The sequence below is a fragment of the Deefgea piscis genome (assembly GCF_019665785.1).
Classification (GTDB): Bacteria; Pseudomonadota; Gammaproteobacteria; order Burkholderiales; family Chitinibacteraceae; genus Deefgea.
In genome coordinates this window covers 836500-855840 of the sequence record NZ_CP081149.1, presented here as the reverse complement: position 1 = coordinate 855840, position 19341 = coordinate 836500, and the positions used below count along the sequence as shown (strand labels likewise).

Genomic DNA, 19341 nt, shown 5'->3' with positions numbered 1-19341 from the left:
TCCCCGTCGCGGACTGCGACTGTAAAATAATGTGCCGCAGGCACTTAAAACCATCAACACGTAATCTGAACATTGCCAACAAAGAGACGCTGGCTTGGCCAGCCATTAGCTACGCTCTTGCCGCCACAAGAAAAACAAGGCCATGCTCAATAACACCAGCGTTGGAAATCCTGCCGCCAACATCGCAGGCAAGTTATAGAGTTCGCCAACATAGGTGACCAATTGGCTACCAAAGTTAAAGCTTACGCCCAATAAAATGCCGAGGAAAATTTTAACCCCGACATTCCCCGCCCGACGTTGCGCCAAAGCAAACGGCAGAGCAATCAACATCATCGATAAGCAGGCTAAGGGGTAAAACAATTTGCCCCAAAAGGCTAATTTATAGCGCTGGGTACTTTGTTTATTGTTTTCCAAATGGCGAATATAGGTATTGAGCGCATCCACCGACATTTCTTGCGGTTTAACCATTAACACCGCCAACATATCGGGATTAACCGAGCTTTGCCAAACCTGTTCTTTGATGGGGGTCACTTGCACTTTGGGCTCGGAGAAATCAGTACGCTGCACATCCGTGAGCTGCCAGCTGCCATCTTTTTGGTATTGGGCTTTATTGGCATCCAGGATATAAGCGAGCTTCGCGCCGTCGCCCAGCTGATAAATCCGCACTTTCTCTAGCGTCATATCTGGATTCATCACCGAAACATTGATGATTTGCTTTTCATCTTTTACCCAGACACCCGACTGAAATTTACCGAGTAAGACCGATTGCTTGGCTTCAATTTGATAGCGCTTGGCAGCCTCAGAACTCATCGGTGCCAGATATTCGCCCAATAGATAAGTCAGTACCGCATAGCTGGCACCACACACAATCAACCATCCACACAGGCGAAGAATCGACACCCCGGCGGTACGCATTACGGTAATTTGCGAGGTATCGGCCATGCCAGATAAAGCAAAAATACTGCCAATTAACACGGCAACCGGCAGCAATTGATACAAACGACTTGGCAAAGTCAGCAAGACATACACCAAGGCATCTTTGAGCATATAGCCGTCTTTGCCCACATCGCGCAGCTCGCCAATCATGTCAAAAAAGATAAAAATACCGGTCAAAACCACCAGCGTAATCAGCACATAGCCAAATACGGCACCAAATATATAACGACCCAATCGACTCATGACCTTAACCTCGCACGCGGCTGCGCCACCAGAACAAACCAATGGTCAGTAAGGCCACCAAACCATGCAAAGGCCACATCCCTATTTGCGGTGAAATTTTGCCAACGGCAATCCAAGCTTGCATCACATTAATACCGTTGTAATAACCAAATGCCAATAAAGCGGCAATCACCAAATGAAAGCCACGACCACCACGTGGATTGGAAAACGCCAACGGAATCGCAGCCAACATCAACAAAAAGGCCTGAATCGGCAACGCCATTCGCCAAGCCAACTCGGCTTGATATTCCCGCGAATCACTGCCCCATAATTTGGCGGTACTCATCGCCGAGGTCGCCGGATTAACCACCACTGGCGACGGGTCTTCAACACGCACACGGCCTTCTTTAAACGTTAAAATATCGTATTGTGGTGAGCCACTCGGGGCTTTATAGGCGGTAGCGTCTTTAAGCCACATCCAACGATCACCCATTTCATCAACAAACATGCCGCCATTCTCGGCCAGCACGGTGGAGATTTTGCCGTCTTGGCGAATTTGCACAAAGACGTTTTCGCCCTCATTCCGATCACCGGAGAAATTCTCAATAAAATAGACTCGATCAGCACCGCGCGACTCGCGAAAAACCCCCGGTGACACTTGTGAGACCTCTTCGTTTTTTAAACTGGCATCGCGATATTCTCGCCCTTTAAGCTGCGCCCACGGTGATACATACAGGGCCAGCAGGGCGATTAAAATCACCACCGGCACGCCCATTTGCATTACCGGTAAAATAAAGCTGCGAATCGAGCGCCCAGCCGCGAACCAGACGACCATTTCGTGGTCTTTCCACAATCGAGTCAGCACCGTCAAAATGGCGATAAACAGCATTAAAGAAAATAAAATCGGGAAATAACGAATCGCCGCAAAGCCCATCACCGCCCAAACGGCCGAAGAGGCTAATGCGCCAACCGCGGCTTCTCCGAGCAAACGAACGACTTGCGAGGTCATGACAATGACCAATAAAACCACGAATAGCCCAAAAGCCACCCAGGTCATTTCATGGATAAGTGTTTTTCGAAACAGCATGGCGTATTTTAATCTGTCTTTTGACTTGGCCCGAGGGTCAGTGAATAATCAGTGAACTAGAGCAAGGTTTGCTCAATGTCTATTAGCGCAAGACCCAATAAGGAGTCCCCCGTGGAATTTACCATAGTTTCCCCCGCCCCCGAGCATGCAGATTGCGTCGTATTACCCGTTCTTGGCGAAAAATTACCTAGCTTTGCCAAAGAGCTGGATATTAGCTGCGGCCATCTATTTACCACGGCGATCCAAGATGGTGAATTAGCCGCCAAAGTCGGCAGCACGGTTTCACTCGGTCTGCCAGTGAGTTTAGGCTATAAACGCGTTTTATTAGTGCAACTGGGTAAAGAGCCCAATATCAAAGCCATTCGTGACGCCAGCCGCGCCATTGCCAAGGCCTTGTTGGCCAGCAAAAACAAAACCGTTTGTTTGGCGCTGTCTTTAGCGCAGTTTAAAAAACAAGACAACGAAATCCTTGCGCAAGAATTAGTCCAAGCATTAATGCTTGAAGCCTATCGTTTTGAGCAGTTTAAATCTGAGCCAGCACCAGCGGCGACACTTGAAATCGTCAGCTTAGTCGCACCGAAAAAAACCGACATCGAGCCAATCGAGGCCGGTTTAGTGTATGGCCTAGGTATTGGCCACGGTATGAATCTCACTCGGGACTTGGGCAACTTACCCCCTAATGTATGCACACCAAGCTACTTGGCTGCGACGGCACAACATTTAGCGCATACCTATGATTTCTCTTGCCATGTGTTAGAGCAGCCCGAACTCGAAGCGCTCAAAATGGGCTCATTCCTCTCGGTTGCCAAAGGCTCAATCGTGCCACCACAATTTATTGTGATGGAATACCGTAATGCCGATAAAAAAGTCGCGCCAACGGTGTTAGTCGGCAAAGGGATTACTTTTGATTCTGGCGGTATTTCACTCAAGCCCGGCGAAGGCATGGACGAGATGAAGTACGATATGTGCGGCGCAGCCACTGTGCTCGGCGTGTTTCGTGCCGTTGCCGAGCTCGATCTCAAAATCAATTTAGTCGGCGTGATTCCGGCGTGTGAAAACATGCCCAATGGCAACGCCGTCAAGCCCGGTGATATTGTCACCAGCATGAGCGGGCAAACGATTGAAATTCTCAATACCGACGCCGAAGGTCGTTTGATTTTATGCGACGCGCTCACCTATGTTGAGCGCTTTGAGCCGGCGGCCGTGATTGATATTGCCACACTCACTGGCGCTTGCATTATTGCTCTGGGCCACACCACGACAGGACTGTATGCCAATAACGAGCAATTGGCTGCTGATTTACTCAGCGCTTCACGCCAATCGGATGACAAAGCTTGGCAAATGCCATTGTTTGACGAATACCAAGAGCAATTGAAATCCAATTTTGCCGATATGGCCAATATCGGTGGCCGTCCAGCGGGCTCGATCACGGCTGCTGCGTTCTTGTCGCGCTTTACCAAAAAATATCATTGGGCGCATCTGGACATTGCCGGCACCGCGTGGAAATCAGGCGCAGCCAAAGGCGCTACTGGCCGCCCTGTACCCTTACTCGTTGAATATCTACGCGCGCAACAAAGCTAAAAGGAGTGTAGCGCCGTGTTGTTTTTCAACACGGCGCACAACAGCATGACTGAAATTTCATTTTATTTTAATGTGAATAACCGAGAATCCGCGCTTTGCCAATTAGTGGGTAAAGCGCTGCTGCAAGGCCATCGCATGTTCATCTTAACTGGCTCAGAGGCGGCAACCAGCGTACTGGATCGCCTGTTATGGGAAATCCCACCAGCCGGATTTTTGCCACATTGCCAAGCCGACGCCGAGTTTGCCGAACAAACGCCGATTATTATTGATCACCGCGTTGAATTAATCACTCCGCGCAGCCTGCTATTTAACTGGACTGAGCGCGTGGCACCCCGTTTTAGCGAGTTTGAGCGTTTAATCGAAATTGTCGACAGCGACGAAGCACTCAAAGCCGCCGCACGCAGCCGCTGGGCCGCATATAAAGCACAAGGTTTTACCCCCAATGCAACCGACATGCAGGAGCTACTCAACCGTGGCAGAACAGAATCTACCGCTCAATGAAGACACGGTAAGCCCTTTATTTAATAAAATGGACGCCCTGATGGCGCGCCATCGCAGCCCTGCGGGCAAAACGCAGGATGAAATTCCCGTTCTCACCGATCTTGCGCCCAAGCTAGCCGACATTCCGGTGCTCACCGATGTGATTAGCAAAGAAGAATTACTGCAAAAAATCGAACATATCGAGCGCAGTCTAAACGACGAACCCGCCAGCAAAGCCGTTAGTGAGCCAATTCAAAACCGTGGCATTCCAGTACTCATGTTCTCGACGCTCTCTTCGCCCGACAGCGAGCTTGACCTCACACCACCACCCGCTCTAAGCAATATTCAGTTCGAAACTCCCGTCAGCGAAACAATCCCAGCGCCCGCCGAACCGATCTTTTTTAATCTGCCGCGCTTAGATCTTGCCGCCATCGAAGAAGATATTCCGTTAATCCCTGCCAGCAAACCTGCCGCCGCCCCCGTTGCCGCACCGTTTGAATGTGTTGCCGATGATTTAATCATCGATTTCTCTGCCCCAATCGAGCCCCATCACCAAGTAAACGCCGAACCAACTGCCGCAGAACTCGTCCCACCACTTGCGCAGCCCGAATCCGAGCCCGCAATACTGCCCGCCACCAGCACCAGCCGCCAGCCCACACGACTGGTTGCCAGCAGCACGCTAGTTTGGGAAGACGACGTCGAAAGCGAGCCGCAAACACTTAGCACGCCAGACGAATTGCCCAGTGCTAACACGCTCAGCGAAGCGGCCATCGCTGACCTTACCGCCATCGTCGGCGCACAACTGGCCGTCGACATCGCCAGCGAAGTCGAGCAATTAGCCCGGCAGCATTTCTCTAAACTGATGGCGCAATTTTACGGCGACACGCTACGCGAACTCACCAGCGAAATCAGCCAGGAACTAGAAACCCGCCTCGCGCCAAGAATTAGTGAATTAGTCAAACAAGAATTAATCAGTCAAGGGCTGATTAAAAACGCAGAATAAACCGAATAGCGACAGCGAAACTCCGTCTAAAGCAAAACCATCAATAAAGGGTATCTCACTCTAAGTCTTTAATTAAAAAGCTTAGAACAAGATACCCTTTAAAAAAACCTCAAACCCAGCATTAAAATATTCAGAACAAGAGCAACAACTTCACTTTGCGTATACCCAAATGGAATTACGGTGTTTTAAATATTTGCGCGACTGATTTTGATGCTGCCTCAAGCAATAATGCAGAAGCCCCCATGGTCTGCATTGCAACAATCAAGCCCTCCCCAATTAAAAACAATTGCATTGCCATTGTTGGCGGATCAATTGCACCAGATTGAGAGCAAATCATTTCAAGATAATTCAAGACGCGTAATTTATGCGCTTTGGATAGAAGATGCGGGCTGGCGCTGGGTTCAGCAAATTCAGCGGCCGCATTAATAAATGCGCACCCACAAAAGTCAGCTTCACTGCCCCAATTAGCCAAAAAAGCCACATACGCTTGTGGTCGATCAACAACGTCGGCGGCCTCAACAAAAGCCTGCATGCGTTCAAAAAACTGCGTATCGCGCAAGTTTAATGCCGCAGCAATTAAGTGATCTTTACTCGGAAAATAACGATACAAGGTCCGCTTAGTCACACCAGCAACACGGCTGAGCTGATCAACCCCCGTTGCGTGAAAACCATGCTGGTAGAACTCGTTCAGTGCTGCGTTAACAATTTGATCAGATGTATTCATACCGGTCATTTTAATATGAACATTAACAACAAGTACACCGATCTGTTGACTTGTCGGTATACCGATCAGTATCCTAGCTGATCATCTACCTACAAATTGGAGTTCGATCATGGCTTTTAAATTTCGCCTTAACTCAAAAGCACCGCCAGTGCCATCCACTCAATTTGTATTGATCTCCATGTTAGGGGCTGTTTTAGCCATTGGCATCACCGCGTGGTTATCAAAAAACTCTGGATTTTATTGGCTGATGGCGCCATTTGGTGCGAGCTGTGTTTTGGTATTTGGTTTGCCAGACTCGCCGCTGGCTCAGCCGCGCAGCGTGGTCGGCGGCCATTTGATAACCACTCTTGTCGGCTTAATCATGCTGTATGCCGTAGGCGACTTTTGGTGGTCAGAAGCGCTGGCCGTTGGTTGGGCTTTAGCCCTCATGCAACTCACCCGCACGGTACATGCCCCAGCAGGAGCAAATCCATTACTGGTGATGGCAACTCATCCGGGATTTAGCTTTCTGATTACGCCGGTATTGCTTGGTGCGCTGAGCATTGTCGGGGTTGGATATCTCATAAACAATCTTAGGCAAAGCGGTAGTTATCCTCGATATTGGTTTTAATTTTCTAAGTACCATCGCACTGATGGAGCACGGCGAAATTGCAGATCAGCGCAAGTTGTAACAAGTAAAAGGGTATCTAGCCCTAAGTGTTAAACATCAACACTCAGCGCCAGATACCCTTTACTTCAACAATTAAAAACCAGAATCAAGACTTCCCAATTGGTTTATTGGGTTGTTCTTGCTTGATGGCGAATGTTTTGCCTTTGAGCGTGATTTGGATATTGCTTGGGCCGGTAATCGGCAAGCGATATGTCACTTTCACGTCTTTGGCTGCGCCAATGGCCAAGGCCGGCAGTGCCATTTCTACGGTGTGAAAATCGCCTTTTAAACCGCCAATATTATTGCCGGTATGGCCAGATGCCACTGCGGTGATTGCGCCGCCGCTTAAATTATCCGGTGCGGAGACTGGATATTGGAAGCGGATTTTGCCACCCGATGGAATCGCCACGCCGGTGTTGTTGACGATATGCAGCGTTGGAGTGATCGGGAAATTATCGTCGCCCATGGGAAATTTATTCAATTCCACACTCACGTCGATGACTTCGATTGGCGTAATGGCACTCACCGGATTGGCGCTACTCGCTACAGTATTGCCATAAGGCGCTGCGCTACGGAATTTATCGGCCAAAAGACGCGTTAGGCTAGAGCCCGGTACGTACTGACCTTTGCCGCCGTTCAGATTGCTTTGATTCGCATCCCAATCATAATCACCGGCCAATTCCCAGTTCATTGCGCCACCAATGCCGTTTTTAATAATCCAATCGGCCTTGGTTTGCATCGCTTGTTCATCTTCAGTTGAGATAAATACCTTGGTGGTATCGTTCCACAGCCAAGATGCCACCAGCGTTGGATCGTAATACCTTGTGTATTTACCGACGATATTCGCCGCAGACATATTGAACTGCGCGAGGTAATCGCCGGCAATGCCTTTTTCTAGATTTTTGGCATGCCACATTGGATTGGAGCCATCGGCTTGTTCCTTGCCGTTTTCATCGACGTCAAACCAGATATTGTCGATGCCATACGCGCCAATACCGCACGGCGCAACCAAGCCCGGTGGACACGTTTGCGTGGTGGCATCACCCCACAAGCCACCAGCACCACCACCCTTCACATCACGCCAGCCACGGGTGTAATACGGCACGCCCATATTGATGCGCCCTGCTGGCATCATGCCGCGATAAAAATGGTAGGCCCAATCGGTGTTCAGATAGCCCATGCCTTTGTATTGCGGGTCGTTATAGATGTTGTAAAACACCAATTCGCCGTCTTTACCATCGTCATACAAGGCGGCGTTCGGGCCAACGTATGGGCTCCAAGTGCCGTGTAAGTCGTAACTCATCACATTTAAGAAATCGAGGTATTTAGCCGCTTGGAAGGTTTCCATGCCGCGCAATAAATAACCCGAAGCCGGTACAGCGGCAGTGAGTTGATAATATTTATTATCCGCAACTGACGCAGCATTGAGTTTTTCACGCAATACCCGCATCAATTCGCGGTAGCTCGCTTGCAAGCCTTTGAGGCGCGGCGTAGAAGCCGTCCAATCGAGCGGATTGCCCGCATCTTTGAGTGACGTTGGATATTCATAATCAAGATCGGCACCGTCAAATTGATATTGGCGCAAGAAAGCCACCACAGATTCGGCAAAGGTATTAATCCCTGCGGTATTGATTGAGCCATCGGCATTGGTGGTCATTGAATAAAATCCACCCGAAGATACGCGTTTACCATCCGCGCCAAAGTAGCCGCCGGTTTCTGCCCAACCGCCAATCGACACCAAAACGCGCATATTGGGGTATTGTTTTTTGTATTTGGCGAGCAAATTGAAATGCCCTTTAAACGCCAAGCTCGGGTCCATCTCTGCGCCTACAACCCCCGGCCATGTCATATCGGTGGATTCATTGCCTGCCACTTCGGCGTTCACCGAGATTTTATTGCTGCTATCGATGTGCGCGAAGGCGTAGTTAATATGCGTTAGATTTTTCCACGGAATATCACTGGCCAAATAGCGTTGCTTGCCGTCTTTGCCGGTGCGCCAATTGGTGAAGTAACCGATATTGCGACGTTGCAAACCATTGGCAAGTTGCTCACGGCCAGCTGTGTCGTAAACCAAGCAATACGGCACATTGGCCACCGCCGACACCGCCATACCTTCAGGGCGGCAAGCGTCGTTATTCCCAACTGGCGGCGTTGGTGTGCTACTTGGTGTGGCGGTTGGCGTGGTGCTTGGCGTAGCGCTTGGCGTGGCTGTTGGGCTGGTCGTCGGTGTGGCGCTTGGCGTCACGGTTGGTGTAATCGTCGGTGTCACTGTGGGTGACGATGTTGGCGTTACCCCGCAAGCGCCTAAATCTTTCCACGGCCCCCATTGATCGGTGGCCGACGGCGTATTCCCTTGCGTCCACCATTTGGCCTCAAAATTTCGGCCGTTATAACTTACTCGCTGACCGCCGTTATAGGTACTGGCGCTATTCCAAACCGCCAAACAATTCCCCACTGGTGCAGCGCTGGTGGGCGTCGGCGTCGTGATGGGTGCAGTAGTTGGCGTAGTCGTTGTGACCGGGGTTGGCGTGGCGCTAGGCGTTGGCGTGCTCGTTGGTGCCGCAGTGCTGCTCGCGCTCACGGCTTCCCACAGCGTTGGCGTTGCTGCCGGATTCCAGCCTGCGCCCACATACGCGGTATGCGTTGAACGGGCGGTATAGGTCTTACCAGCATAAGTTACTTGCGCTCCAGCTGTATACGTCGTTCCTTCGGCCCACTCAGCAGCAAAAACCCCACTACTGAACAGCAACCCCAGCGCAACCACCGACATGCGTAAACGCAAGCCTTTGTGTTTATTCATCATCTCTCTCATCCTCGTTTTTATATTTTGACACTAGGGTAATCCCTAGTGTCACCGAGAATAGTCCGCTTCATCGCTAACGACAAAACCACAAAGCACAAATTGGTATTGATACAACAATCAAATAAATACCAATTTCTCGCGAGCGATGGATGTTGGCTCGTTACCCGCCAACAACATTTACAGTGGTAAAAAAAATATTGCCGCTGCGTTTTTTTTGCGGCATTCCCCATTCGCGCCAAGCAAGCTTTATAATCTATGGTTTCGCTTTAACTGAGCACGCACCATGGAACTCGCCAAGAGCTTCGAGCCACAGAATATTGAATCGCATTGGTACCCGTTTTGGGAAAGCCAAGGCTACTTCCAACCGAGCATGGACCTTGCTCGCGAGGCATTTTGTATCCAATTGCCACCGCCGAACGTCACTGGCACGCTACATATGGGCCACGCATTTAATCAGACCATCATGGATGGCCTGACGCGTTACCACCGCATGCGCGGCGACAACACTTTATGGTTGCCCGGTACCGATCACGCCGGTATCGCCACGCAAATCGTTGTAGAACGCCAGCTCGATGCACAAGGCATTAGCCGCCACGAACTCGGCCGCCCTGCTTTCCTCGAGAAAGTATGGGAATGGAAAAAAGAATCTGGCGACACCATCACCAGCCAAATGCGCCGCATGGGCTCGTCGGTCGATTGGAGCCGCGAATACTTTACGATGGACGACAAAATGTCGACCGCCGTCGTTGAAGCCTTTGTGCGCCTGTTTGAAGAAGGCCTGATTTACCGAGGTAAACGCCTATCAAACTGGGATGCCAAACTCGGCACTGCTGTTTCTGATTTGGAAGTGATTTCCGAAGAAGAAAACGGCCATATGTGGCATATCAAATATCCAGTTGTTGGCAGTGATGAGTTCATCACCGTCGCCACCACACGCCCTGAAACGCTACTTGGTGACGTGGCAGTTGCGATTGCGCCAGATGACGAGCGCTTCTTGCATCTGGTTGGCAAAATGGTTGAGTTGCCGCTCACTGGCCGCCAAATCCCCGTCATTGCTGACGAATACGTTGATAAAGCTTTCGGTACTGGTTTTGTCAAAATCACCCCAGCGCATGATTTTAACGACTACCAAGTCGGTAAACGTCACAACACGCAACTGATCAATGTGATGAGCTTGCAAGCGACGATTTTGGCCAAAGCACAAGTATTTAGCTTTGAAGGCGCCAGCCTTGGCAGCGTTGAATTGCCAGCGGCGTATGCTGGCATGACTACCGCTGAAGCGCGTAAAGCGATGCTCGCTGATTTGGATGCACAAGGTCTGCTCCTTGACACTAAACCGCACAAATTAATGGTGCCGCGTGGTGATCGTACTGGTACCGTGATCGAGCCATTGCTGACCGACCAATGGTTTATGGCGATGAGCAAGGCCGACGAAACTGGCCAAAGCATTACCGAAAAAGCGCTTGAAGCAGTTCACAGCGGCGAAGTGCAGTTCGTGCCGAATGACTGGGTGAATACCTATAACTCATGGCTCAATAATATCCAAGATTGGTGTATTTCTCGCCAATTGTGGTGGGGTCATCAAATCCCAGCTTGGTATGACGAAGACGGCCAAGTGTATGTAGCGCGTACTGAAGCTGAAGCCATCGCCAAAGCCGGCGGCAAATCGGTAACGCGTGATAACGACGTACTCGATACGTGGTTCTCTTCTGCACTCGTTCCATTCTCAAGCCACGGCTGGCCGAATGAAACACCGGATTTGAAAGCGTTCTTGCCTTCATCGGTGCTGGTAACGGGCTACGACATTATTTTCTTCTGGGTTGCCCGGATGATTATGATGACCAAACATTTCACCGGCAAAGTGCCATTCAAACACGTGTATATCCACGGTTTGGTGCGCGATGCGGAAGGACAAAAAATGTCCAAATCCGAAGGCAATGTACTCGATCCAGTTGATTTGATCGATGGTATTGCCCTAGAGCCCTTGCTAGAAAAGCGCACCACGGGATTACGTCGCCCAGAGAATGCACCGAAAGTCGCAGCCAAAACCGCCAAAGAATTCCCAGAAGGGATTCCTGCGTACGGTGTTGACGCGCTGCGTTTTACGTTTGCGTCACTGGCATCACTCGGTCGGTCGATCAATTTTGACCAGAAGCGCTGCGATGGTTATCGCAATTTCTGCAATAAAATCTGGAACGCGACGCGCTTTGTGATGATGAATGTCGTCGACAAAGATTGCGGCCTCGAGGACGGTGCAGAGTTGGAATACAGCTTTGCCGATGAATGGATTATTTCTCGTCTGCAAGAGACAGAAACCACCATCACCACTGCGCTCGACACGTTCCGTTTCGATTTGGCAGCGCAAGCCATCTACGAATTTACGTGGAATGAATACTGCGATTGGTATATCGAGCTGGCCAAAGTGCAAACTCAGCACGGTACCGAGCCGCAGCAACGTGCAGCACGCCGTACGCTCATTCGCGTGTTAGAAACCATCTTGCGTTTGATTCACCCGATCATGCCGTTTATTTCGGAAGAAATCTGGCAAACCGTCGCACCACTGGCGGGCAAGAAAGACACCGAGTCACTGATGATGGCGGCGTGGCCTGTAGCGGACGCCAGCAAAATCAAACCCGAAGCCGTCGCTGCGATTACTGAGCTCAAAGCGATTGCCTTTGCGGCGCGTAATTTGCGCGGTGAAATGGGCCTGAGCCCAGCTGTCAAAGTGCCGATGTTTGTTGAAGGCGGGCCAGAGCTGCAAAAATACGCCAAGTATTTAATGCCGCTGGCTAAATTGTCGGAAGTGAATATCGTTGCGAAGCTACCAGAAGGTGATGCACCGGTGGCCGTTGCTGGCACGACGCGCCTGATGCTCAAAGTCGAAATCGATAAAGCCGCTGAAACCGCGCGCTTAAATAAAGAAATCGGTAAAACCAGCGATGCGCTAGAAAAACTCGTCGCCAAGCTAGAAAAGCCAGGCTACACCGAGAAAGCACCAGCGCATTTGGTGGAAAAAGACAAAGCGCAAGTGATCGAGCTACACGACAAATTGCACAGCTTGAATGTGCAAGTGGATAAATTGAAATAAACCATCCACCGACAATCAAAGGCCACTCGCAAGAGTGGCCTTTTTTAATTCATCGCTCAATTGAGCACAGATTATCGGCAGCGCAAGGTTGCAGAACTGCCTTCACGGACTTCGGTTTTTTTCAAATCACCACGGCAAAAATATTCGATCTTCGCGATTTTTTTACGACCATCAGCAGGATCGCCACACCACTGATTACCCGCTTTAAATTCATACGCAGACCGCCCATTGGCTGAGCGGGCAAGGCGCTGGGTAAAGTCACAGCGATTACGCGATGCGCCATATGTTGCGCGTGAAATGCGGATTTCACGCTGCCAATTGCCATTATTATTCCCATGGCCGCCGCCATTCATCATGCGAACAGCTTCACGAAAACCATCGCGAAAACCATCTTGATACTGCGAATTTTTGCCGCGTAGCATTTGTTCTGGCATGCGTGGCTCGCCGGCAATCACCGTGCTCGACAGCAAAACTAAGGCACAACATAGTTTGAGTTTCATCATTGACCCTTCAATTGAAGGTCAAGATCATCAAGTTTGGGTAATAAGATGGCAAGCGACATAATTACCATGCTGTAATATTACAAACACGCTTATTTCAAAATAGACATCAATATCATGCTACTTGGCCATTTAAATCATTCCAACGGCGCTTTACCGGTCATCATCGAAACCGCACTCAATTATTTACGCCATACCGACTTTAGCACCATGGCGGCAGGCCGCTATCCACTCGATGGCGAGCGCATGATTGCCATTGTGCAAACCCCAATGACCCAACCTTGGGAAACGGGAATGCCTGAGTTTCATCAACGCTATATTGATATTCAATACCTGGTTGCAGGTGAAGAAGTGATTGGCTATTTACCACCCAATCCGGCGTTGGGTCTGAGTGTCGATCAACTGGCCGAGCGCGATATTGCTTTTGTTCACCCACAAGAAAACGAATCACGGCTGGTGTTAAGTGCCGGCATGTATGCCATCTTTTTCCCTGGCGAATTGCATAAACCGTGTCGTGCGCTCAACACTCCGGTAAGCATAAAGAAAGTTGTGATTAAAATTGATATAAACTGCCTCAATTAAATATTCTTTTAGGAGCACGGCATGAAACGATTATTCATTAGTGGGATTTTGGCTTTGTCACTCACTGGTTGCGGCTATAACGCATTGCAAGCCCAAGATGAAACAGTGGCAGCGGCTTGGTCCGAAGTGCTCAATCAATATCAGCGCCGTGCCGATTTAGTCCCTAATTTAGTCAATGTGGTGAAAGGCTATGCCGCGCATGAAGAAAAAGTATTACTCGGTGTGACCGAAGCGCGCGCCAAAGTGGGCAGCATTCAAGTCACCCCCGAACTCGCCAATGACCCTGCCGCACTCAAGCGTTTTCAAGAAGCACAAGCCGGCATGGGATCGGCATTGTCGCGCTTGATGGCGATCTCGGAAAAATATCCCGACCTCAAAGCCAATGAAAACTTCCGCGATTTATCGGCCCAACTCGAAGGCACCGAAAATCGCATTACCGTCGCACGTAATCGCTATATCCAAGATGTGAAAGCGTTTAATACCACCGCGCGCACCTTTCCGAACAATCTCACCGCCAAGATTTTTGGCATTGAAGTGAAACCCAACTTTAGCGTTGAAAACGAAAAAGCGATTTCAAGCGCGCCAACGGTGGATTTTAGTGGCGAGAAAAAATAATGCAGCGCCGCTGCCAATTATTAATCTATATGTTAGGTATATTGCTATGCCCTTTTTTATTTGCCGCCAGCATAGCAATACCCCAGCTTAATGCTCGTGTTACCGATTTAACGCAGACGCTCAATGCCCAGCAAACTGCCACGCTAGATCAGCAGTTAGCCAGCTTAGAGCAGCGCAAAGGTAGCCAATTGGCGGTGCTGATCGTACCAAGCACTGGCGATGAAAGCATTGAGCAATTTGCGATTAAAGTGGTCGATCAATGGCAATTGGGCCGCAAAGGCGTGGATGATGGTGTGCTGCTATTGGTCGCCAAAGACGATAAAAAAGTGCGTATCGAAGTCGGTCGTGGTCTTGAAGGCGCTTTGCCCGATGTGGTGAGCAGCCGGATTATTCGTGAGTTTATTTTACCCGCGTTCCGGCAAGGTGATTTTGTCGGCGGTATCGACGCTGGCGTGGCCAAAATCAGCGCCGTGATTGATGGTGAAGCACTACCGCCTGCGGCGACTGCGCCGGCTGCTGCTGCGCCATTTAAAATCCTTGGCTTAGAGCCGCTCACATTGGCGGGGATTTTATTTGCTGGCTTTATTTTGAGCCAAATCGGCGGTCGCTGGCTGGGACGCGGCGGCGTGGCCGCAGTGAGTGGTTTTGCCGCCATCAGCACCGGCACACCGATCACGCTGGCTTTGCTACTTGGCATCGGCATGGCATTGACGCTGAGCATTGTTACTAGTCGTTTATTTATCGAACTTATCGGCCTCGTTTTAAGCCATCAAAGCGGACGCGGCGGCGGTTTTAATCATCGCGGTGGTTATGGTGGCGGCGGATTTGGCGGCGGAGGCGGTGGCGGTTTCAGCGGCGGTGGTGGTGGATTTGGAGGCGGTGGCGCCTCGGGAGGATGGTAATGCAAAAATTTAAACGCCTCTGGCTGCACTTAAAGCCCAATCAGGCTGTGCGCTATTTTAATCCAGCAAGCCAAGCGACGCTGAGCCAAGTCATTAGCACCGCTGAGCAAGGGCATCGGGGAGAGATTCGATTAATCATCGAGGCGCGCTTACCGATAGCTTTAATTTGGCAAAACACCACCGCCCGTGAGCGAGCGCTAAGCTGGTTTTCTGATCTACGCGTTTGGGATACCGAGGGCAATACCGGCATCGTGCTGTATCTGTTACTAGCTGAGCGGCAACTAGAATTAGTGGCCGATCGTGGCATTGCCAACAAAGTACCGCCAGCGCAGTGGCAAGCCATTTGCCAGCAATTAGAGCGCGATCTGGCCGCAAATCAGGTGCTGCCCGGTTTAAGCCAAACGCTGACGCAATTGGGCGACTTATTGGCGCAGCATTTTCCTTTGCCAATGGATGGCGAGAATCCTAACGAACTAACTAATGAGCCAGTGATTGTGATTTAAACCCCTACCCTCAGCCAACTTAATTGGCTGAGGCCGTCCAACGCCATGAGCGCAACAGCGCTCATGGCCATCGATATATTTCATACGGTATATCGACAAGACTCTTATTAAATATAATTCAGAAGTCAATACCCTATCAAGCAACATCCCACCGCATGATTTCTTCGACAATAAACCCTTGAACGCCATCGATTCGCATCGCCGCTAACGTTGCCTGCTCGGCGGCGGTTTCGACGGATTTGGCGATCACCATAAAATCCAAACCATGGGCAATTTTAATCATCGCATCCATATAAAATTGGTGATCTCGATTGTGATCAATTTGCTGACTAAACGCGCCATCCACTTTGAGATAATTGACTTTTAGCCGGCTTAAATACGCCAATGAACTCAAACCGCGCCCTACATTATCTAAGCCAACTTGCACCTGAAGCGGCGTCATTTTGTCGATAAAGCCAGCCACATCGCTCAATTGGTGGATCGCTTCATGCTCAGCCAATTCAAAACTCAGCCGCTGCGCCAGATGCGGCGTGGCAATTAATCGATCGCCAAGCCAAGCCATAAACTCAGCATCAGCAATAGAAATACCAAATAAATTAATCGCCAACCGAGTTTGTGGCGGTGCTGCAGCCATTTGCGTTAAACAGCGATCAATCACTAAACGATCAAACTGCGGTAATAAGCCATGGCGCTTGGCCATCGGTATAAATAAGGCAGCAGGGATCAACTCACCATCGGCATCCCGAATTCGCGCAAACACCTCATGGTGCAAACTCTGACCATCGAGCGCTTTAACGCGCTGCGTATCAAGCTCGATATTTTGCTGGGTTAAAGTCGTTTGCAATAAATCACGCCATTGCGTGGCATTGCGCGTTGCCAAAGTATTTTTATCCTGACCTTCATCCAGATAAAAAGTATTGGTGCCCGCAGCTTGGGCGGTACGTAGGGCCAAATCGACTTCAGACAGCCATTCACTCCCCGTTTGCGAGTGATACATCACCACGCCTATATGACCAATTTGTGCATACGGCGTCAGGCCCTGTTCGTTAAGGGTACTCAGTTGCTGCATCAAATCGCTCGCAATCTGCGCAACTTGCTCTGATTCTGCATCGGCAATCAAACAAGCAAATGTATTGCCACTCATTCGCGCAATAAATGAGTCTTCAGCGCTATTGGCTAAATTGGTTTTTAACAGGTCAGCGATCGCGATCAATAATGCATCAACCGTCTGAAAGCCTTGCTGCTCATTGAGTGCATTTAAGTGGCTCACCTCTAAAAACAATAAAGCACGATAAGCTAAGGCTTCATCAGCCGCTAAAATCTGCTGAAAATGCAAATCAAAATAACGCCGATTAGGTAAACCCGTTAGCCGATCAAGATAGGCGTCTTGCCGCAGTCGATCAATGCTAGCCATTTGCTCTACAAACATTTCTTTGAGCTTTTGCGTCATTTGATTCATCGCTTGCACCACTCGGCGTAAATCTAAAGTCCACGGCAATGGGCTTGGCGCTGGATATTCCCGATTACAAATGGCCATGGCTTGCATTTCAACTGCACGTAATGGACGTAAAACGACGTGCAACAGGCTAATCGCAACGCATAAAGTCAGAATAAATGCCGCCAAAAACCAATAAAAAGCATTCACACTACTTCCCCACAATGAGGCATACGCAATCCCCGGATTGGCTGCAATCCGAATTGATCCCGCTTGCTGCCAACCATGATTCATCAGTGCTTCACCGCTTGGCGTTTCGATTGGAAATAATCGCACAAACCAATCGGGCACCTGATTAACATGCAAAGGCGCAATTCTTTCTAAAATGACAATCCCATTCACATCAACAATTTGGATTTTTCGGTAATAGCCACTATCAAATACCGCATCGAGCATACTTTGTACGATAACCCGCTGCTGTGGGTCTAAAATCAACGGCGATAACTGCATGCCCAATGAGGTTGCCGTGTCCTGAGAAATAGTGCTTAATTGCTCAGTCAAAAAAGAGCGTGAACTTTGTATGTTTAAATAAATACTGCCACAAAATAACACGCTAAATAATAATACAATCATTAGAATCAACTGTTTTAACAGTGTCATCACGCTCTCCTTAAAACTGCAAAGTCATTTCAATCATCAAATTCATGACCACGACGTGACACTAATTGCGACCAAAAACCAATATTATTTTTCCTCGCGCTGGCATTACCATTACTGCGGTCTTTAGCTAACCAAAGACCTTGACCATTAAAACTATAAATTGGTATTAAATCCGGACGTAAAGTGGCTTGACGAACTTCAGGGATTAAATTATCTAAAATCAATGGCATTTCGGCAGGGGCCGGATAATAGCTTAAAACCATATGCGCTAAATTATTAGGCCCAAAACCACTGGCTTGTACGTAGGTAATTCTTAATTTGTTTTCTGCTACGCCTAAGGCTAACAAAGCAAAATACTTAGCAATCGCAAAGTCCTCACAATCTCCTCGCCCTTTAGCTAACATTTCAATCGGCGTTGCCCAGTAGTCCTCTACGCCCCAGTTTTGAGCATCACTCACAAACATAATTTGTTGATTAAAAAAATCATTCACTAGTTTTAATTTTTTTAATTCACCGATTGTTTTATCACTCGCCAATAAGACCTGCCAAGCTTCTAGTCTTTGTCTACTTGCTGCGCCATATTTTTTATCGACTTTATCTAACATCTGCGGACTTAATCGAAACGGATCATCTCCTTGACTATCTGACAACAAAATGATTTGCGGCAATAGCAAAGCCGCAACAACTAACCATTGCCGCCAAGTGAAATATCGAAATAATTTATTGAATTGCCACACAAAACACCTATTAAATTCATGCCAACTGATCGCCAATTAAAACTGACGATTCATAAACAAAGCCAAATGAACTCGGTCAGAAATATTTAATTTGGAAAAAATCGTACTTAAATGCGTTTTCACTGTGCGATCTGAAATATTCAACTCACGAGCGATGAGTTTATTTGACTGGCCTTGCGCCACTAAATTGGCAATTTTTCGTTCTTGAGGGGTGAGTTGCTTTAAATTTTTATTCGTATCGTGCACAGAATGCGAAGCGGTGTAATGCTGCAAACCTTTTAATAAAAATGGCAATGCGCCAGTCGAAACCCAAATCCCATCGCGCGAGGTGACATCCACAATCACCTGTAAGCGCGCCAACGGCAAATCAGGCGTGCAGCAAGCCTTCACACCGATGGCCAGCCAAGCGAGCTCCGCATCGACAGATAGCTCGCGAAAACCCAACAGCAAGCATGTCGCTTTAGCCAGATTCATCAAAAACAGCGGTTCTGGCATGCTCGAAAAAATTCGCATATCCAAAATACAAGACCGTGGCGGCTTAAGTAATAAATCCGCCAACGGCGGCATATCAGCACACGGCATTAAATGCCCTTTTCCAGCCAAAACCTGCGCCCAAAGCGCTTGAAATTCAGCATGATTAGAAATGACACAATCTGTCTCAGACATGATTCATCCCGCTGAGTATTGGCAAGGGTACGGGTTTAACCCTAGTACCTGAGGACGATTCGATCGCAACAACAAGGCCATAGAATCAAGATCATGCATAAGTCGTGACGCAAAAGTTCGATTGCATTGTTAAGTAGCATCAAAGCGGCGGTCGCTTTTTGTCATCGA

17 protein-coding genes are annotated in these 19341 nt (G+C 49.1%); 9 read left to right on the top strand and 8 right to left on the bottom strand.

Features of this window, described 5'->3' with window-relative positions:
- Nucleotides 1-105 precede the first annotated feature (105 nt).
- Both lptG and lptF read right to left on the bottom strand, forming a co-directional pair.
- On the bottom strand, nucleotides 106-1179 hold the full coding sequence (lptG, locus tag K4H25_RS04060; protein WP_221022122.1) for an LPS export ABC transporter permease LptG: 1074 nt from the start codon (nucleotides 1177-1179) through the stop codon (nucleotides 106-108).
- Between the two features lie 4 nt (nucleotides 1180-1183).
- Complete coding sequence (gene lptF / locus K4H25_RS04055; protein WP_221022121.1) at nucleotides 1184-2245, bottom strand: LPS export ABC transporter permease LptF; 1062 nt, start codon at nucleotides 2243-2245, stop codon at nucleotides 1184-1186.
- 111 nt (nucleotides 2246-2356) lie between these two features.
- Between lptF and K4H25_RS04050 the strand changes: the two genes are divergently transcribed.
- Genes K4H25_RS04050 through K4H25_RS04040 form a run of 3 tightly spaced genes read left to right on the top strand, consistent with a single transcriptional unit; the run spans nucleotide 2357 to nucleotide 5309 of the window.
- A complete protein-coding gene (locus K4H25_RS04050) occupies nucleotides 2357-3826 on the top strand; it encodes a leucyl aminopeptidase (protein WP_255587994.1) in 1470 nt (489 codons plus the stop codon).
- Between the two features lie 45 nt (nucleotides 3827-3871).
- Nucleotides 3872-4327, top strand: coding sequence for a DNA polymerase III subunit chi (locus K4H25_RS04045; RefSeq protein ID WP_221022119.1), 456 nt, complete (start codon nucleotides 3872-3874; stop codon nucleotides 4325-4327).
- A complete protein-coding gene (locus tag K4H25_RS04040) occupies nucleotides 4299-5309 on the top strand; it encodes a hypothetical protein (protein WP_221022118.1) in 1011 nt (336 codons plus the stop codon). The genes K4H25_RS04045 and K4H25_RS04040 overlap by 29 nt, the downstream gene beginning before the upstream one ends.
- 175 nt (nucleotides 5310-5484) lie before the next feature.
- Here the strand turns inward: K4H25_RS04040 and K4H25_RS04035 are convergent, their stop codons facing one another.
- Nucleotides 5485-6033, bottom strand: coding sequence for a TetR/AcrR family transcriptional regulator (locus K4H25_RS04035; RefSeq protein WP_221022117.1), 549 nt, complete (start codon nucleotides 6031-6033; stop codon nucleotides 5485-5487).
- Between the two features lie 109 nt (nucleotides 6034-6142).
- Here K4H25_RS04035 and K4H25_RS04030 point away from each other — a divergent pair, with 109 nt between their 5' ends.
- Nucleotides 6143-6643 (top strand): HPP family protein, encoded by a 501-nt coding sequence (locus tag K4H25_RS04030; RefSeq protein ID WP_221022116.1) that lies wholly within the window; start codon nucleotides 6143-6145, stop codon nucleotides 6641-6643.
- A 145-nt stretch (nucleotides 6644-6788) separates the two neighbouring features.
- On the opposite strand, the gene K4H25_RS04025 is transcribed toward K4H25_RS04030, so the two are convergent.
- Nucleotides 6789-9485 carry a glycosyl hydrolase family 18 protein gene (locus K4H25_RS04025; RefSeq protein ID WP_308443237.1) on the bottom strand — a complete coding sequence of 899 codons (2697 nt, stop codon included), beginning with the start codon at nucleotides 9483-9485 and terminating at the stop codon, nucleotides 6789-6791.
- A gap of 283 nt (nucleotides 9486-9768) precedes the next feature.
- Between K4H25_RS04025 and K4H25_RS04015 the strand changes: the two genes are divergently transcribed.
- The gene (locus tag K4H25_RS04015) at nucleotides 9769-12573 is read left to right on the top strand and encodes a valine--tRNA ligase (RefSeq protein ID WP_221022115.1); all 2805 of its coding nucleotides are present in this window, start codon (nucleotides 9769-9771) and stop codon (nucleotides 12571-12573) included.
- A gap of 71 nt (nucleotides 12574-12644) precedes the next feature.
- Here K4H25_RS04015 and K4H25_RS04010 read toward each other — a convergent pair whose 3' ends face one another.
- Nucleotides 12645-13076, bottom strand: coding sequence for a hypothetical protein (locus K4H25_RS04010; RefSeq protein WP_221022114.1), 432 nt, complete (start codon nucleotides 13074-13076; stop codon nucleotides 12645-12647).
- A gap of 114 nt (nucleotides 13077-13190) precedes the next feature.
- Between K4H25_RS04010 and K4H25_RS04005 the strand changes: the two genes are divergently transcribed.
- Genes K4H25_RS04005 through K4H25_RS03990 form a run of 4 tightly spaced genes read left to right on the top strand, consistent with a single transcriptional unit; the run spans nucleotide 13191 to nucleotide 15675 of the window.
- Nucleotides 13191-13655, top strand: a complete 465-nt coding sequence (locus K4H25_RS04005; protein WP_221022113.1) for a NanQ anomerase/TabA/YiaL family protein — start codon at nucleotides 13191-13193, stop codon at nucleotides 13653-13655.
- Between the two features lie 21 nt (nucleotides 13656-13676).
- Nucleotides 13677-14270 (top strand): LemA family protein, encoded by a 594-nt coding sequence (locus K4H25_RS04000; protein WP_221022112.1) that lies wholly within the window; start codon nucleotides 13677-13679, stop codon nucleotides 14268-14270.
- Nucleotides 14270-15172: a TPM domain-containing protein gene (locus K4H25_RS03995; protein ID WP_221022111.1), complete on the top strand. Its 903-nt coding sequence runs from the start codon at nucleotides 14270-14272 to the stop codon at nucleotides 15170-15172. Before K4H25_RS04000 ends, K4H25_RS03995 begins: the two co-directional genes overlap by 1 nt.
- Complete coding sequence (locus tag K4H25_RS03990; RefSeq protein WP_221022110.1) at nucleotides 15172-15675, top strand: TPM domain-containing protein; 504 nt, start codon at nucleotides 15172-15174, stop codon at nucleotides 15673-15675. Before K4H25_RS03995 ends, K4H25_RS03990 begins: the two co-directional genes overlap by 1 nt.
- A gap of 136 nt (nucleotides 15676-15811) precedes the next feature.
- On the opposite strand, the gene K4H25_RS03985 is transcribed toward K4H25_RS03990, so the two are convergent.
- The 3 genes from K4H25_RS03985 to K4H25_RS03975 all read right to left on the bottom strand — a co-directional run bounded on the left by K4H25_RS03985 (nucleotide 15812) and on the right by K4H25_RS03975 (nucleotide 19173).
- On the bottom strand, nucleotides 15812-17770 hold the full coding sequence (locus K4H25_RS03985; protein WP_221022109.1) for an EAL domain-containing protein: 1959 nt from the start codon (nucleotides 17768-17770) through the stop codon (nucleotides 15812-15814).
- 29 nt (nucleotides 17771-17799) lie between these two features.
- Nucleotides 17800-18375 (bottom strand): transglutaminase-like cysteine peptidase, encoded by a 576-nt coding sequence (locus K4H25_RS03980; RefSeq protein WP_221022108.1) that lies wholly within the window; start codon nucleotides 18373-18375, stop codon nucleotides 17800-17802.
- A gap of 168 nt (nucleotides 18376-18543) precedes the next feature.
- A complete protein-coding gene (locus K4H25_RS03975; RefSeq protein ID WP_221022107.1) occupies nucleotides 18544-19173 on the bottom strand; it encodes a helix-turn-helix transcriptional regulator in 630 nt (209 codons plus the stop codon).
- Nucleotides 19174-19341 lie beyond the last annotated feature (168 nt).

Bases quoted from the DNA above. Each gene is read 5' to 3' on its own strand.
- K4H25_RS03985 (WP_221022109.1), bottom strand. From the start codon at position 17,770: ATGACACTGTTAAAACAGTTGATTCTAATGATTGTATTATTATTTAGC.
- lptG (WP_221022122.1), bottom strand. From the start codon at position 1,179: ATGAGTCGATTGGGTCGTTATATATTTGGTGCCGTATTTGGCTATGTG.
- K4H25_RS04045 (WP_221022119.1), top strand. From the start codon at position 3,872: ATGACTGAAATTTCATTTTATTTTAATGTGAATAACCGAGAATCCGCG.
- K4H25_RS03980 (WP_221022108.1), bottom strand. From the start codon at position 18,375: ATGTTAGATAAAGTCGATAAAAAATATGGCGCAGCAAGTAGACAAAGA.
- K4H25_RS04025 (WP_308443237.1), bottom strand. From the start codon at position 9,485: ATGATGAATAAACACAAAGGCTTGCGTTTACGCATGTCGGTGGTTGCG.
- K4H25_RS03995 (WP_221022111.1), top strand. From the start codon at position 14,270: ATGCAGCGCCGCTGCCAATTATTAATCTATATGTTAGGTATATTGCTA.
- K4H25_RS04015 (WP_221022115.1), top strand. From the start codon at position 9,769: ATGGAACTCGCCAAGAGCTTCGAGCCACAGAATATTGAATCGCATTGG.
- K4H25_RS04030 (WP_221022116.1), top strand. From the start codon at position 6,143: ATGGCTTTTAAATTTCGCCTTAACTCAAAAGCACCGCCAGTGCCATCC.
- lptF (WP_221022121.1), bottom strand. From the start codon at position 2,245: ATGCTGTTTCGAAAAACACTTATCCATGAAATGACCTGGGTGGCTTTT.
- K4H25_RS04010 (WP_221022114.1), bottom strand. From the start codon at position 13,076: ATGATGAAACTCAAACTATGTTGTGCCTTAGTTTTGCTGTCGAGCACG.
- K4H25_RS04035 (WP_221022117.1), bottom strand. From the start codon at position 6,033: ATGAATACATCTGATCAAATTGTTAACGCAGCACTGAACGAGTTCTAC.
- K4H25_RS03975 (WP_221022107.1), bottom strand. From the start codon at position 19,173: ATGTCTGAGACAGATTGTGTCATTTCTAATCATGCTGAATTTCAAGCG.
- K4H25_RS04005 (WP_221022113.1), top strand. From the start codon at position 13,191: ATGCTACTTGGCCATTTAAATCATTCCAACGGCGCTTTACCGGTCATC.
- K4H25_RS04000 (WP_221022112.1), top strand. From the start codon at position 13,677: ATGAAACGATTATTCATTAGTGGGATTTTGGCTTTGTCACTCACTGGT.
- K4H25_RS03990 (WP_221022110.1), top strand. From the start codon at position 15,172: ATGCAAAAATTTAAACGCCTCTGGCTGCACTTAAAGCCCAATCAGGCT.